13 protein-coding genes are annotated in these 15,765 nt (G+C 40.8%); 1 reads left to right on the top strand and 12 read right to left on the bottom strand.

Going from position 1 to position 15,765, the window contains the following annotated elements; translation table 11 throughout:
• Positions 1 to 284 precede the first annotated feature (284 nt).
• Complete coding sequence (locus FW754_RS13810; protein ID WP_446324950.1) at positions 285 to 2,390, bottom strand: TonB-dependent siderophore receptor; 2,106 nt, start codon at positions 2,388 to 2,390, stop codon at positions 285 to 287.
• Between the two features lie 386 nt (positions 2,391 to 2,776).
• Here FW754_RS13810 and FW754_RS13805 point away from each other — a divergent pair, with 386 nt between their 5' ends.
• Positions 2,777 to 3,013: a VF530 family protein gene (locus FW754_RS13805; RefSeq protein ID WP_409510030.1), complete on the top strand. Its 237-nt coding sequence runs from the start codon at positions 2,777 to 2,779 to the stop codon at positions 3,011 to 3,013.
• A gap of 269 nt (positions 3,014 to 3,282) precedes the next feature.
• On the opposite strand, the gene FW754_RS13800 is transcribed toward FW754_RS13805, so the two are convergent.
• From FW754_RS13800 to FW754_RS13750, 11 genes are all read right to left on the bottom strand, one after another.
• Entirely contained in the window at positions 3,283 to 5,706 is a 2,424-nt protein-coding gene (locus FW754_RS13800; RefSeq protein ID WP_409510029.1) for a glucose/quinate/shikimate family membrane-bound PQQ-dependent dehydrogenase, read from the bottom strand.
• 179 nt (positions 5,707 to 5,885) lie between these two features.
• The gene (locus FW754_RS13795; protein ID WP_446324949.1) at positions 5,886 to 7,238 is read right to left on the bottom strand and encodes a carbohydrate porin; all 1,353 of its coding nucleotides are present in this window, start codon (positions 7,236 to 7,238) and stop codon (positions 5,886 to 5,888) included.
• A 62-nt stretch (positions 7,239 to 7,300) separates the two neighbouring features.
• Complete coding sequence (locus tag FW754_RS13790) at positions 7,301 to 8,761, bottom strand: NosD domain-containing protein (RefSeq protein WP_446324948.1); 1,461 nt, start codon at positions 8,759 to 8,761, stop codon at positions 7,301 to 7,303.
• Between the two features lie 45 nt (positions 8,762 to 8,806).
• Positions 8,807 to 9,664 (bottom strand): type I 3-dehydroquinate dehydratase, encoded by an 858-nt coding sequence (aroD, locus tag FW754_RS13785; protein ID WP_446324980.1) that lies wholly within the window; start codon positions 9,662 to 9,664, stop codon positions 8,807 to 8,809.
• A gap of 138 nt (positions 9,665 to 9,802) precedes the next feature.
• Complete coding sequence (gene pcaG, locus FW754_RS13780) at positions 9,803 to 10,432, bottom strand: protocatechuate 3,4-dioxygenase subunit alpha (protein ID WP_409510026.1); 630 nt, start codon at positions 10,430 to 10,432, stop codon at positions 9,803 to 9,805.
• 15 nt (positions 10,433 to 10,447) lie between these two features.
• Positions 10,448 to 11,173 carry a protocatechuate 3,4-dioxygenase subunit beta gene (gene pcaH, locus FW754_RS13775; protein ID WP_446324947.1) on the bottom strand — a complete coding sequence of 242 codons (726 nt, stop codon included), beginning with the start codon at positions 11,171 to 11,173 and terminating at the stop codon, positions 10,448 to 10,450.
• A 26-nt stretch (positions 11,174 to 11,199) separates the two neighbouring features.
• Entirely contained in the window at positions 11,200 to 11,634 is a 435-nt protein-coding gene (gene pcaC, locus FW754_RS13770; RefSeq protein ID WP_419348335.1) for a 4-carboxymuconolactone decarboxylase, read from the bottom strand.
• Between the two features lie 14 nt (positions 11,635 to 11,648).
• Complete coding sequence (locus FW754_RS13765) at positions 11,649 to 13,004, bottom strand: aromatic acid/H+ symport family MFS transporter (RefSeq protein WP_446324946.1); 1,356 nt, start codon at positions 13,002 to 13,004, stop codon at positions 11,649 to 11,651.
• A 42-nt stretch (positions 13,005 to 13,046) separates the two neighbouring features.
• Positions 13,047 to 13,823: a 3-oxoadipate enol-lactonase gene (gene pcaD / locus FW754_RS13760; protein ID WP_446324979.1), complete on the bottom strand. Its 777-nt coding sequence runs from the start codon at positions 13,821 to 13,823 to the stop codon at positions 13,047 to 13,049.
• An 8-nt stretch (positions 13,824 to 13,831) separates the two neighbouring features.
• Positions 13,832 to 15,187 carry a 3-carboxy-cis,cis-muconate cycloisomerase gene (gene pcaB / locus FW754_RS13755; RefSeq protein ID WP_446324945.1) on the bottom strand — a complete coding sequence of 452 codons (1,356 nt, stop codon included), beginning with the start codon at positions 15,185 to 15,187 and terminating at the stop codon, positions 13,832 to 13,834.
• 23 nt (positions 15,188 to 15,210) lie between these two features.
• Positions 15,211 to 15,765 (bottom strand): thiolase family protein (locus FW754_RS13750; protein WP_446324944.1); only part of this gene is annotated, 555 nt, incomplete at its 5' end.

The following is a 15,765-nucleotide window of genomic DNA, read 5'->3' as shown; positions in this document are numbered from 1 at the left end:
GTAGAATCATACGCTTGCATCACTTTCACATAAATCTTCGGAGTAAAATTTTGGCATATTTTTATAGCTAAATCATTTTTTATACTGTAGCTCAAAATAGATTTTTAGCTATAAAATCCAATCCAATATCAATCACTATTCTGATTAAATAATATCTAATTTTGCGTATTCTTTAGTTAATACTTTTCCTACTAGAGAGCTAAGCCATTATTCAACCTTCTTGGGGCATTACGAAATAATAAGTTGACTACAGCTTAGCTATACTAAAAATAGTTTTCGATATTTTAGTATTTAAATTTCACATTTAAACGAACCATCATTGGATCACCCCAATTGACCAACTGAGCATTCGGCGTTGTTCCAGCCAAATATTCTTTATCAAATAAGTTTTTAATGCTTAAGCCTGCGCCCCAACTTTCCGCGTCATAACCTGCATTTACGTCAATCAATGTGTAACTTGGCAAATATACAAAATCTGTATTGCGTTGAGCCGTACGTGAACCTTGATAGCGAATACCCGCTCCGATATTCCACCCTAGCTTATCTGGACTAAAATAATATTGAGTAGATAATGAACCTGCATTTTCAGGCACATGATTAGTTCGTTTACCAATCTCACTAGCAATCACGCTTTCAGTGACTTTTGCTGTAGGAATATAACTATATGTTGCCGATACATTCCATTGCTCAGTTAATGTTGCGGCAAGTTCTGCTTCAAATCCTTGGGTAACTTGCTCCCCTGTTTGAATTGAAAAATTTCCAGATGCATCTGATTCGGTGACATTTTTACGGGTCAAATCATAATATGCCATATAGCCTTGCAAGCGCTGATCCAAAGCCTGAAACTTTATGCCTACCTCTGCTTGTTTACCTTCCTCTGGATTGAGCAAGGTGCCGTTTTCACCAGAATCAGTTACAGGCATAAATGAAGTGGAATAACTAAAATAGGGTGCAAACATATCATTGATGCGATACATAACTGAAGCATTGCCTGTAAAAGCATTATCTGAATTTTTAGTGGTCGTGTTTTTTAACACACTATCAATTTCAACTTGAGTCCAATCATGACGACCTGACAATCCAATAATCCAGCGATCATCAATTTTAATGGTATTTCGTAGATATAAACCTGCATATTGACTATAGGTAATTTCCTGACTAGGTGCGCCTATTTTTTTAATACTAACATTGCCATAGCTCGGATTATTCGCATTAAAATCATTAATCGTATCTGTTCGACGATAATAATCACTGCGCTCTCGCATCATATCTACACCAGCCATCACATCATAGCTGACAGAACCGAAATCAAAATTACGCTGTAAGTTATTATCTAAAGTATAGTTAGTATCTTGCTTGTCTTGATTGTTAATTGCCCGTTTAATGATTGGTAGCGTATTTGTCCCTGATGCTAATATTGCATTCCCTTTTGTATCCGTTTTTGTTACTGCAAAATTTTGTTTAAAAGTCCAATCATTATCAAAGTAATGCGCATAATTTGCGCCAACCCGATACACATCTACATCATAGCCATAACCAGGCTCACCAAAAAATAAGCTTGGTGAATACTTTTTATAATTACCGTTACTATAGGGAATACCCTGCTGACGAATATAATCACGATGCTGATAACTAGCAATAACTGATAAATCATCTTTATCGTCTAAATCAAAATTATATGATGATGCAATATATTGATTTTTAAAATAAACATAATCTGTTGGATCATCTTGATCCGATACTCGTCCAACTACACGAAAAGCGCCTTTTTCAGTTTCGTTAGGCGCATAGTTAATGTCAAACGTACCTTCTTTTAAGCCATAGCTGCCATAACTTAAACCAGCACGTGAAAATGATTCTGCTTGTGGTCGTTTAGTGGTCAAATTGACAAGACCTCCTGGCAAAGCCAATCCAAAGCCCACAGAAGTAGGACCTTTTACGACTTCAATAGACTCAAGCCCAGAAATATCTTCTGCTCTTAGTACATTGTCTGATGCTTGTACACGTAATCCATCAATATAAGTTTGTGAACTAGAAATTTGCCCACGGATAATAAAATCATCCCAACCCCGACGTCCATATTGCCCAGATGTAACCCCTGCAACCCCATCTAAAGCCTCTGCAACTGTTTTGGCTTGTTTCTGTTCTAATTGTTGATTCGTAAGAACACTAATCGACTGTGCGGTTTCAAATAAAGGGGCACTTGACCGAAGCACTGCACTAGCTTTTTGTGCAGCATAGGCTTTTTCGCTATTTTCAGCCTGTATAGTAATGACGGGCAATTGATTAATGCTAGGAGTTTTCTCTACATCAGAGTCCGATTGAGCCTGTGATGCAGTTGCCATCAAGGCAAGTACTGAAAATGCTAAGGTAGATTTATTAAACCACATGACACAAAAACCACAAATACAAACATAAACCGTAATTATAATCATTTTCATTTATTATTGTTGCTATTTATTTAAATAAGTTAAATATTAAAATGCTTTGTTGTACAAAAAATTAAAAATAAAGTTCCCATATCACCTCAAATTTAAGAGACTACTTGGCTATGAGGTCGTCCTAGCTCCATAAATTTATTGATGAGTACAGCTGTTTAGTCCTGTCTTATGATCAAATCTATATCTCGACTCTCTTTACACATAGTTATAGGTTTTGTTCAGAGCATCATTAGATTCTGTAGGTGAGATTGTATAGCTCCAGATTATTCCAAGCCTCTCATTTTCCCACTAGCTTAGGTTATAATAATTCCCTCCCAAAATATGGTTGATCTATTATGAACACCTCCAATGACCCTTTACACGGCAAAAAACTTACTGATATTTTGGATGAATTATTGGATTACTACGGCGGCTTTGAAGGCTTAAATCGCAAAATTGAAATTAGATGTTTCTGTATAGATCCAAGTGTTAAATCATCATTGCGATTCTTACGTACCACACCATGGGCACGTGAAAAAGTAGAAAACTTATATTTGTATGTCTTACGCCAAAAAGCCAAACAGAAATCGTAGCTATCAAAAACCTAGCCTTAGCATACTATTTTATATCAAATAATAATCTACACTTATTGAATAGTCGCCAATTTTGTAAACACCTTTGAATTAGTGGTTGGACTGCTACCACTCTCCTAAATAATACTGTGACTAAATCTAGAACTTGCCAAATCTTATAGTGAATTATGTTTTGTACTATAAATGCTGAAAAAATCCAAAAATCAACCAATTACATGGTTGATTTTTGATTTATAAAAAAGATCAATCCCTTTGAGTCTATCAATACATTACTTTTCTAAAGCATATGCAATCACATAATCGCCATGATCAGGTGACTGACGTGCCCCACCTGCGGAAATGACCACATATTGCTTGCCTGTTTTTGGAGAAATGTAGCTCATTGGTGTACCTTGGCTACCCACAGGTAAACGCGCTTTCCATAATTCTTCACCATTTGATGAATTGAAAGCACGTAAGTAGAAGTCTTGCGTTGCAGCAAAGAATACTAAACCACCTTGTGTCGCCATTGGACCACCAATGGTTGGCATACCAATCGGTGCTTTTAAACCCATTTTAATACCCATTGGACCTGTATCTTCAACTGTGCCTAAAGGTATCTGCCAAGCCACTTGACGCGTTTTCATATCAATCGCAGTCATGGTCCCGAAAGGTGGTTTTTGACATGGAATGCCTAGTACCGACATAAAGCGGTTTTTATTTACTTTATACGGTGTGCCTTTCATTGGTACTGCCCCCATCCCAGTATTAACCTTCTCTCCACCGCTAGCTTCAAGTTTCAAGTCTTCAGGCGTTTGTTTAATTAGCTGAATCCACAAACCTAGGCGCATGTCGTTGACAAACATATAACGATGCGTTGGGTCAAATGCAATACTGCCCCAGTTCATACCACCTAATGAACCCGGAAAACTTAAAGAAATGTCAGAACCCGGTGCCGTGAATAGACCATCATAACGCATCGATTTAAAATTAATACGGCACATTAATTGATCAAATGGCGTTGCGCCCCACATATCCGATTCAGTCAAGGTTTGATTACCAATTTGTGGCATTTCAACTGAACGTGGTTGGGTTAAACTGTACTGTTCATCAGGAATATCTGCCGCTTTTACAGATTGCTCTACTACTTTAGTTAGTGGTTGACCAGTAACACGGTCAAGTACAAAGAACTGACCTGACTTGGTTCCTATTACAACAGCAGGTTTGGTTTGTCCGTTTTGCATTGGAAAATCGATCAAACTTGGTTGCATCGGTAAATCGAAATCCCAGAGATCATTGTGAACGGTTTGATAAACCCACTTTTCTTTACCTGTGGTTGCATCTAAAGCCAGAACAGAAGAATTGTATTTATGATCCACAGGTTGACGGTTTCCGCCCCACACATCGACTGATGAACTTCCCATCGGTAAGAATACAGCGTTCATTTTCGGGTCATAAGACATTGCAGCCCAAGAGTTAGCTGAACTACGTTTATAAATTTCACCTGGTTTTAATACATAGTTTGGATTTGAATTGCGTGGATCAAAGGCCCAACGTAGTTGTCCAGTAATCACATCATAGGCACGGATAACGCCACCTGGCATATCCGCTGCAAAGTTATCAGCAATACGACTCCCGACGATGATGCTAGTACCTGCAATGGTTGGCGCCGAGGTCACCTCAAAACGAGGTGCTTGCGTGCCCGCGCCTAGACCTTCCAATAAGTTCACTGTTCCATCGACACCAAAGTCTTTACAGCGTTCGCCCGTATCTGCATTGACGGCAATTAAACGACCATCAGGGGTATTGGTATAAACACGACGTGGACATGCAGTATTATTTGCGACCAAAGTAACAGCATTAGCGCCTGTTAAAGTTGGTTGCACCAAGGCTTGAGTTGAGTCAAAGTAACCTACACCACGACACCGTTCCCAAGCATCGGCTTTAGAGTTTACTTCGGCTTTCCAAATTTGTTTACCTGAGTCTGCATCTAAGGCAATGATGTTGTTATGCGGTGTACATAAAAAGACTTTCTCACCAACCTGTAAAGGGGTGAGCTGGTCTTCTGCACCATTACCTGTACCTGAGGTCATATCTCCTGTTTGAAAACGCCATGCTTCCTTTAGCTTGGACACATTATTACGGTTAATCTGATCCAGTGCAGCAAAACGACTCCCACCAGCATCATTACCATAGTGTGACCAGTTCACTTGTTGAGTTTGCGCTGTTACAGGCACGAGTGGTAGTTCTTCACCATTGGCTTTCACCGTTGGGTGTGGAATAAACATACCATATAAACCACCGAGCATGCCTAACACCGTCAAACCACCTAAGGCATATGCTGGTGCTGATGGTGCAATTTGAAATTGGTACTTACGAATAAAAGGTAAAGTAAAACATAGTGCAGCAAATAATCCCGCAGGGAACATTAAACGTGAATGGAGTGCCCAAAAATCCCAACCCGCATCAAACACTGCCCAGATAATAGTTCCTAGAAAAACCAATGCAAATATCCAGACACCCAATGTTTTTTTTCTAAAAATAAACACTGCTGAAATGATGGTCAATAAACCTGCTATCAGGAAATACCATGAACCACCTAGACTAATCAGTTTTCCACCACCGATTAAATAAAATAAGCCAGTTAGCAATAAAGCCAAACCTAATATAAAGCACCATATTTTAAATATGGGTTGAGATTGCGCTTCGGACATACTTTTTACTCCAAATGCTGTGTTTTAAATGATCTCTCCTACTTTATTTTGAGCATCATTCATATCACATCCAAACTTTTGAGCATCCACAATTAACTTGCTTCAACAATGAAAAAAGAGTGTTTAAATTCAGCAACAGTATCGCTTACATTTTAAACACTCTTTCACTTTAAATACGATTAAAAATTCATCTTAATGCTAAGACCTGCCACCCAAGCATCATCCACTTCTTTTACACCAGAAGGTTGATAGATATATTGTAGGTTGGGTCTGAGCATTACCGCAGGTGACCACTGATAGGTATAATTCAATTCAACATTGAGTTCGTCATGTTGAATTGGGACATAATCGTTGGCAAGCGCGTCATAACGGTAATAACCACGGCCTTCGTTGGTGGCTATTTGCTTGTTCGTCACACGGTCATTTACCACATAGTTAGCCAATCCAAAACCGATGGAATCATTTGGGCGGCTATCAAAAGGGCCTTTGTACCAAAGTGCTAACTGTTGCGTACTTTCAACAGCGGTCGTGTCTCGGTCATTGATGACCCCATTAAAACTGATATATAAACCGCGTTTAGGATCAGCCCCGTGTTGGGTCAGTTGTTGTTGAGCATTCAACCAGAAACTATATTTACCATCGTGAATTATTCCTGACGTACCTACATCTTTAGCTTCTGCTGTGGAATACAGTGCACCGAATTTATATTCGCCCTGTAGACCATTAAATGTAGCAAGTTTAGGTTTCCATGCCAGTTCAACTGGAATGGTGGCCCCTTCGACATTGTCCATATCTAGGTTAAAGCCATCACTGTCCGAGTCTGTTTTGACATTATCTGGGTTGACTTCATAGACCCCAACGCCAAGTGACCAGTCTGGTGCAAATTGGTATTTAACATTGGTGCCCCATAAGCTAACAGGCCAGTTATACCAAATCGAACCGATGGATTTTCCAAGCTGCCCACCACACAAAAGTAAGTTCTGAAATTCACATTGTGAGCTGTTAAAGTCATCGGACATGCCCATACGACCAATCTTAAATTGGACATTGTTGTCGTCAAAACCAGTTTTGATCCATGCTTGAGTTAAGCGCCAAATTTTGCCACGACCATAAATTTCTTGGCTGTTGCCTAACGTACTTGCACGAGGGTCTTTAATTCGTTCAAGCGTTAAGGCATTACCATCACGTTTAGTCACCATAATTGCTGCGGTAGTATTTTCCCAACCTGCAATTTTGTTTAAATCAAAATTGGCACCTAAGGTCAACTGTGCAGCATTATCAAAACTACTGTCATCATTATAACCACCAGCCAAATTGGTCGCTGCTTGACTCATAATCGAAGCTGTAAATTTATAACCTTGATCTTCTAGTTGCTTCCGCTCACCGTTCCAATCACCGAATAACCATTGACGATCTGCCGAATAAAACTCATTGGCTGAAGTAAATTGACAACAAAGTAAAGCCAAAGATAATGTACCAATTTTTACAAAATGTGTTTTTAAAATTGATGGTTTTAATAATTGTTGTTGCATAACCAAATATCCTTTTTTTGTGAGGAAAGCTCAACTCAAGTGAACTTTCCATGCGATTTTTATTATTTAATATGAATGGCTGAGCTCAATTCAGAAGTTGCACCTAAATGGTCGGTCATATTGGCGGTGACACTAGCCAGACCACTTGCCACCTTCCAGATTGCTTGACCTTGACCTTGCGCATTTGTCATCACAACTTGAGTACCTAAATATTGCTCTGCTTCTTGACTCTTCGTTTGAGGATTTGCAAAGAACTCAACCTGATAGCGTTGATTCGGTTGTGCTTGAACTGTAGCAGTGACTTGACCTTTGCTATAACTTAAACGTGGTGCTTGAATGTTTTGGTTTGGGATCGCGTTACAGCCTTGTTCATTCGGCTGGGTACAGGTTTTTTGAAGTTTCGCATCCTCAATAACCACACCACCACCACGAGAACCGACAAAACCTGCATGCTCTAGCGCTGGCACTGCAAACACAATTGAGCCTAAACGTTGATTGGATACACACGTACCACCCGCTTCACAGCGTTTAATATCTTTGCCATTATTCCATATTAAATTTTTGGTCAAGGTTGTGCGGGCATTGACATCTTTTTCTGAACGTATTGCAATACCCAGACGGTTCCCATGGACTCTATTGCTGTCAAAAATGTTGCCATCACCTGTGAGATTAAAGCCAATTGAGTTATTAGTCAGTTCATTATAAGCAATGTAATTACGCTTCCCCCAGTTAATTTGCAAACCATCCGAATAGTTTTCAAATTTGTTCCCAACGACTGCATTGTCATTGCCCCACAGAATTTCAATACCTTGAGATGGCTCAGGATTAACTTTGGTTGAGGTGAACAAGTTATTCGCTATAAGGTTAAATGCTGCACCACGGGTAAGCTCAAGACCATCGCCATTATCCACAAACAGGTTATTCAAAACTTTGTTATTATTGGTAGTCGTCGAGGTTGGATTACCCTTACCATCATCACCCGTCAGCATCACACCTGAACCACCATAGTTATTACTAATACGGTTATTTTGAATCAAGTTATTACTTGAACGGTTCACCAAAACGCCAATACAGAAACGATGAATATCAAGACCTTTTAGCGTTATACCATTTACATCTTGCAGGACTAAACCTGGTAAGGTCATGGTACGGACATTAGTCCCATACTGTTCAGGATTTGCTCCTGGACATGCTTTAGCACCCTCACCTTTAATATAGTTTGAACCATCAAGCGCAATAAACTCGCCTGTTTTATCCCATTGCGTTCCAATGATCTTCACTGAAGATTTAATTGGTGGTAAAGGCTGATTCAGTTTAATGGCATAGGGTGCTTGTCCTACCGCTTGGATGAGAATTTCATTTTCTTGTGCAGTATTGGAATTGGATTGTTCAATTGCCCAACGTAGGGACCCTTTTGCCGTATCATCCTGATAGCGGTCTACCACATAGGTTTCTGCACTGACTAAACCTGAAGTAGCTAAACTCAATACTAATGTGGTCAAACGTAAGGTTGATGGTTTCATATTTTAAATCCTTTTCTATCCATGAATATAAATAACACAGTGCATTTAAGGGGTTGGCTGTACTGTTTTCAATAACTGTTTGAGTTGAGTCACATCAATTTGACCCGGCGCAGAGGCTTCACCAATCATGCCGAAACTTAAACTGCCCCCCATATTGGCAGTTGCGACACGTGAAATCGTCCCTAACTGCCCCATCGACATAGTCAGCAATGGTTTTTGACTTTTTTGACTTACAGCCAGCGTGGCATTCATGAGGGTAAAGACATCTTGTTTTGACTTGGGCATCACCGCAATTTTAAGAATATCGGCACCCATTTGATCTTGTTTTAGCAAGCGATTTTCAATGTCTTGTTGCTCAGGTGTTTTTGCAAAATCATGATTCGACATAATCACCAACACGTTCTTGTTATGCGCCAATTTGATTAATTTCGTTATACTGCCTACATCTCGAAACATTTCAATATCGAGCAATTGCATAAATGGCTTTTTCAGGTAGTCGCTATAAATCTTTTCATAGTCTTGGTCAGACACCGTCATTTTCCCGCCTTCGTTATGAGTACGAATGGTGGCAATTAAGGGTTTCTCTTTTAAAATTTGATTGAGTTGCTGACCAAGTGCGATGACTTTTTGGGTGTCGGCAGAGAATTCCAATAAATCGATGCGAAATTCAGCTACGTCTGCATTTGGATTACTAGCAATAACTTGCGCTTGAGCAATGGCTTGCTCTGCTGTTTTTGCGGTAATCGGTACAATAGTTTTGACAGGTAAGTCACCAATATTGAGATTTTTTACCATATAATGTTGTGTCGTAGGAACAACTTCGGCTGAAAATACCGTAGGCATTGCGGCTAAAACAGCACTACTTAAGCAAAGTTGCATTGCAATTTTTTTAATCTTCATTATTACATTTCCTTGTATTTTCAATAGTCTTCTTCTGTCATCAAGAGCAAATATACGTGGGATGGATGAAATGGATCATGCCATCACCACGTATAAACATTTTTCTCTCATTGATATAAATTGTTTTACGTTTAGTTTGGCTTAGATATCTAAAAAGACAGTTTCATCTTCACCTTGAACACGAATATCAAAGCGGTACACCACCTCACCATCCCGCTCTTCACGTTTTGCGATGAGGGTTTGACGACGAGGTGCCCACTCAATACCTTTCAGTACAGGATCTTGTGCATTAGCTTGGGCTTCATCTTCAAAATACACACGGGTATTCAAGCCAATGTTAATTCCGCGAGCAAAGATAATCAGTGCAATATGAGGTGCCTGAGTTGTCCCTTTACGTCCTAAAACTGAACCCGGTTTAATGGTATTGAAACTCCAAAAACCAGTTTCGAAATCTGCGCCTGTACGTCCCCAACCATGGAAGTGTGGATCGGCTACTTTACCTTGAATATCCTCCGCACTTGGATACACACCGTTGGCATCCGCCTGCCAAATTTCAATCAAAACATCACGTAGTGGTAAACCTAAGCCGTCAAACACTTGACCTTCTAAGCGAATACGTTCGCCTAATGTTTTTTCTTGAACTAACTGATTGTTAAAATTATTTTTAAATACTTCGATGTTTGCTTGTTGTGGCAACAAACCAATGTGTACATATGGCCCACCTGTTTGAGATGGAGTTTCATGCAACTCTTGAAAGTTCCAATGGTTCATGTTGTTCTCCCTGAATTAAGTCAAATCATTTTCAAAATAAGTCGCACGACGCCCACGTAAAGTGATGTCAAAACGATAACAACGACTGTCTGCTTCAATAAAGTTACTCTTGTCTTCAAGAGCAATCAGTGCGCGACGTTGTTCTTCTGAAGGAATGGTTTTAATAATCGGACACGAATCAATCAATGTATCGCCTTGAAAATAGAACTGTGAAATGAGTCGCTGTGCCCACCCATCAGCAAGTAATGAAAAATGGATATGCGCAGGACGCCATTCATTAATACGGTTACGCCAAGGATATGGACCTGGCTTGATGGTGCGAAATACAAAATATCCATTTACATCGGTCATCATGCGACCACAGCCGCCAAAGTTTGGATCCATCGCACCAATAAACTGATCATTTGGATGGCGATAACGACCAGAAGCATTGGCTTGCCACACTTCGAGCAAAGCATTTTTTACAGGGCGACCAAATTGATCACGAACATAGCCATGCACAATAATGCGCTCACCGATCGGTAAAGCTTCTTTGGCATAATTTAAAATCAAATCGTTATCTTTAGGCCCAAACTGTTCGGCACTAAACTGTGGTGAAGTCACTTCTGTTAAAGTTTCTGCAATCGAAATCAAAGCATTTTTTGGCGAGCGTAATACACTGGTTTTATAGCCTGGTGCATATGCTGGCGGATGATCTTCTGTATTGCGTTGTGCATAAGCACCTAAAGTAATTTGCGACATGTGACGTCCCTCTAAATCTTGTTCCATTACTCTTGATTAGTTTGTTCTTGGCTGAGCTGCTGCTCGCTCAGTTTTTGCGGAGCAATGCCCAAATCTGCAAAAACTTCTTCTGCCATGTGCATGGCTGCATTGGCTGCGGGTAAACCAGCATAAAGTGAGCAGTGCAATATCAACTCTTTTAAATCGTCTTTGGTCACACCATTGTTAAAACAAGCACGTAAATGCATACGAAGTTCATCTTCACGACCCAATGCCAATAACACAGCAATCGTGACTAAGCTACGGGTGTGACGTGGCATCCCTGGTCTAGACCAGACTTCGCCCCACGCAAAACGACTAATAAAATTTTGAAAGTCAGTATTAAAATCATTCAAATTTTCAAGTGAACGACCTACATGCTTTTCACCCAGTACTTCAGTGCGTACGGTAATTCCTTGTTCATAACGTTGTTCATCATTCATAGGAGAAACCTCAATTAAGTCGCATCGGTATGTGCGACCAGTGATTTAACAAAAATAGCGACTGCTGCTGCTGTTGCTGGAATTAAGAGCAAGCTTAAAATGGCGGTAAATGACCAATCATTACCCAGTAAAACTGCGCCGATCCATGCACCAAATACCGCGCCAAAACGACCAATACCCGACATCCACGCAATACCTGTTGCACGGCACTGAGTTGGATAAAAACGAGCACTTAGTGCAGGCATTGCCGACTGCGCACCATTAATCGCAACTCCTGCACAAAGCACTAAAATGGCAAGTAATGTTGGATTAGCTAAGTTCTGTCCTACGGCAAATGCAAAAATCCCTGCGACAAAGTAAAAACATGCAATAATCCGATTCGGGTTGAAACGATCCATTGCCCAACCAATAAATAATGCACTGAGCACACCGCCAAACTGGAATAAACCACCAATAAATGCAGCACGTTCCATGGTTGCACCAGTTTCACGCATCAAAGTTGGCAACCAACTGGTGAGCAGATAAATCATCACCAAACCCATAAAATAGGTCAGCCACAATAAAACCGTACCTTTGACATATTTCTGAGAGAACAACATGCTAAACACGCCTTTCTTCTTCGCATCGTCAGTTTTTTCTTCAGGCACATGAAATTCAGTTGCACCCTCTACTTGAGTTGGTGCAATACGTGACAAAATTTGATGAACTTTTGCCTTATCACGTCCTTTAACAATCAAGAAACGATATGATTCTGGTAGGAAGAAAACCACCACAAACATCAAGATCAGTGGAGACCAACCGCCCAATAAGAATAAGCTGTGCCAACCAAAGGTTGGGATCAACCAACTGCTGATGAAGCCACCTGTCGCCATACCTAAGTTGTAACCACAGAACATACAGGTCACGAGTAACGAACGAGATCGTTGTGGGCAATATTCAGAAAATAGTGTGGTTGCATTCGGCATCGCTGCACCTAAACCAATACCCGTTAAAAAGCGTAGTACCACCAAGGTATTTAAATCAGCCGCATAGGCCGATGCCAAAGTAAAGCCACCAAAAATCAGCATCGAAACACTTAAAACAATCTTTCGCCCAAAGCGGTCAGCAGTTGGACCAGACACCAAAGCGCCAATAATCATCCCACCTAAAGCCGCACTCATGACTGGCCCCAGTTGCGAGCGGTCTATCCCCCAGTCTTGTGCTAAAGCTGGAGCAATAAAACCCATTGCAGCAGTATCAATACCGTCAACAAAAACAATGAGAAAACATACAATTGCGATCAACCACTGATATTTGCTAATCGGTGCATCATTAATCAGTGCTTGTGCGTCTATACTCGTTTTTTGAGTAGCGTATTCCTGAGACGCCATACCTGCCTCCTTGGGCTGAAAGTCCTTTTAAAAATTCTTAAACTATTGAATAGATCCAATAAACTGACTGAGAGCTTGATTAAACAGCTCAGGTTGCTCAATATTGGACAGATGCGATGCATCAATCACCGCTAATTCACTATTTTGAATCTGTTCTTGCATATAGATGCCATCTGCCACTGTCGTGACAGGGTCAAATGCGCCTGCAATTACTAAAGTTGGAATGTGAATCTGTTGAATTCGAGTAGATAGATCTGCTTGCGCAAGCGCTCGGCAAGATTCTGCATAACCCAATGCTGACGTAGTCGCTAAAGACTGAATGGTACGTTGAGCCAAAGCATCGTGTTGATAATCAAACTGCTCACTAAACCAACGTGTGTGCGTAGTCGCAACCAAGTCTACTAAGCCATTGGCCGTCACAGTATCTGCACGCGCATTCCAACCGTCTTCATTCCAAATTTTGGCTGCTGAATTCGCAACAGTGATGCTATGAAAACGATCTGCATGGTGAATACCTAACAACAAAGCCGTCATGCCACCCATTGAAATACCGCAGAAATGTGCTTTTTCAATGTTTAAATCGTTCAAAATATCGATCACATCTTCTGCAAGATTTTGTACAGTGGTCTGCTCAATCACATCACTTTCCCCATGACCACGGGTGTCATAAGTCACCACTTTAAACTGTTGTTCAAAGGCGACAACTTGGGGTTGCCACATGTCTTTATCTGTGCCCAATGAATTTGAAAACATAATCACTGGTGCATTGTCTTGCCCACTGATTGCCACGGATAAAGTTTTGCCTTGACGATTGGTCATCGTGATATTCACTTTGCCTCTCCTTTTGCTTCCTGCAGAACTGCATCAATCTGATCTTGAATATTGCCGAGATATAATGCAGGTTTAAAAATTTCTGAAATCTGAATTGCACTAAAATAGGCCTTGACTGGATCGAGTTCAGTAATGACCTCTTTTAAGTGAACACCTTTTTCAACCGCCGTTTTGCATGCAGCTTCAACCACATGATGTGCCTGTAAGCGCCCCATATGCGGTGCCAAAGCCATCATCACAGCTTCGGCCATAATCAAACCCTGTGTGCAATCTAGATTACGTTGCATATTTTCAGCATTGATTTGCATCCCTTGTAAAACATCTAAAGTACGCTCTAAAGCACCCGCACAAAGTTGGAAAATTTCAGGTAATGCTAGCCATTCTGCATGCCATCCGCCTATGCTACGCTCATGTTCCTGTACCATACTTTGATATAAACTCGACATCAAAACTGGAACACGATTAGCTGCTGCCAGAACGGAAGCAGCAGCAACAGGATTACGTTTATGTGGCATTGTTGATGACCCACCACGCCCTTTCGCTGCAGGCTCAAATCCTTCTGCAATTTCAGTTTGCATCATCAATGACCAGTCACGCGCCATTTTTCCCAAATTGCCTGTCACCATCGCTAAAACACTTGAGATCTCAACAATTCGATCGCGCTCACCATGCCATGTACAGTTCGGTACTGTCAGTTGTAGCTGTGCTGAAAATGCATGAATGACCGCTGTTCCTTGAGTTTGTAATGAAGCCAATGAACCAACAGCTCCACCCAATTGCGCCGTGAAGACACGCGCTTTCATGGCTTCAATACGTGCTAAATCACGATGAAATGCCGAAGCCCAGCGTGCGAATTTATGCCCCAAAGTAATCGGTAAGCCTTGTTGTAACCATGTGCGTCCAATCATCACTTGCGAGCGATATTGTTCAGCTTGATTCAATGCAGTGCGGTAACATTGATGAATTAAAGACTCAATCAGTTTCAGTGCTGTTCGACATTGCAGAATACAGGCAGTATCTAAAATATCTTGACTGGTTGCACCCCAATGTACATAACGTGCAGCATCTACATCGCTTTGTTTCACAATTGCAGTCAATTGCTTCACAAAAGGAATCGCGATATTACCAGCCAAACCTGTTGCAATCGCTAAAGCATCAAAATCAATTTGATTAATCGCAGTATGGGTAATTTGAGATATTGCGATTGCGGCAGATTCAGGAATGATACCAACCTGAGCCTGTGCTTTTGCCAAGGCAACTTCAGCCTCAATCATGTAAGACACCAATGCACGATCACTGAAAATTTCAGTCACCTCTTTTTGGTAAAATAAGCTGGCATATAACTGGCTCATAATAGATATTCCTAAAATTTTTTTTAAATTTTTTTAATAATCAGAGCGATACCTTGACCGACCCCAATACACATTGAGCAAAGCGCATATGTACCACCTGTTACTTCAAGTTGGTTGAGTGCTGTGGTGACTAGACGTGCACCCGAAGCACCCAACGGATGACCTAATGCAATAGCACCACCATTTGGATTGACATGTGTTGCACCATCTTCAAGACCTAGGTCACGAGTAACCGCCAAAGCTTGAGCTGAAAATGCTTCATTCAGTTCAATCACATCCATCTGCTCTAATGTTAGATTGGCTTGTTTGAGTAGCTTTTTGATGGCAGGTGCAGGGGCAAAGCCCATAATGCGAGGTTCAACACCGACAGTGGTTGCCCCTATGATTTTGGCACGTGGTTTTAAACTATATTTTTCAACAGCTTCATCAGACGCAATCAATAAAGCGGCTGCACCATCGTTAATACCTGAGGCATTTCCCGCTGTCACAGTACCTTCAACTTTGACCACGGGTTTTAACTTGGTCAGAGCTTCAATTGTGGTGGCACGTGGATGTTCATCTTTTGCCACCACAATTGG

The sequence above is a fragment of the Acinetobacter sp. 1207_04 genome (assembly GCF_052850415.1).
This window is presented reverse-complemented; position numbering and strand designations above follow the sequence as displayed.

Coding starts and splice junctions, on each gene's coding strand:
- FW754_RS13810 (WP_446324950.1), bottom strand. CDS start 2,390: ATGTGGTTTAATAAATCTACCTTAGCATTTTCAGTACTTGCCTTGATG.
- FW754_RS13805 (WP_409510030.1), top strand. CDS start 2,777: ATGAACACCTCCAATGACCCTTTACACGGCAAAAAACTTACTGATATT.
- FW754_RS13800 (WP_409510029.1), bottom strand. CDS start 5,706: ATGTCCGAAGCGCAATCTCAACCCATATTTAAAATATGGTGCTTTATA.
- FW754_RS13795 (WP_446324949.1), bottom strand. CDS start 7,238: ATGCAACAACAATTATTAAAACCATCAATTTTAAAAACACATTTTGTA.
- FW754_RS13790 (WP_446324948.1), bottom strand. CDS start 8,761: ATGAAACCATCAACCTTACGTTTGACCACATTAGTATTGAGTTTAGCT.
- pcaG (WP_409510026.1), bottom strand. CDS start 10,432: ATGAACCATTGGAACTTTCAAGAGTTGCATGAAACTCCATCTCAAACA.
- pcaH (WP_446324947.1), bottom strand. CDS start 11,173: ATGTCGCAAATTACTTTAGGTGCTTATGCACAACGCAATACAGAAGAT.
- pcaC (WP_419348335.1), bottom strand. CDS start 11,634: ATGAATGATGAACAACGTTATGAACAAGGAATTACCGTACGCACTGAA.
- FW754_RS13765 (WP_446324946.1), bottom strand. CDS start 13,004: ATGGCGTCTCAGGAATACGCTACTCAAAAAACGAGTATAGACGCACAA.
- pcaD (WP_446324979.1), bottom strand. CDS start 13,823: ATGACCAATCGTCAAGGCAAAACTTTATCCGTGGCAATCAGTGGGCAA.
- pcaB (WP_446324945.1), bottom strand. CDS start 15,187: ATGAGCCAGTTATATGCCAGCTTATTTTACCAAAAAGAGGTGACTGAA.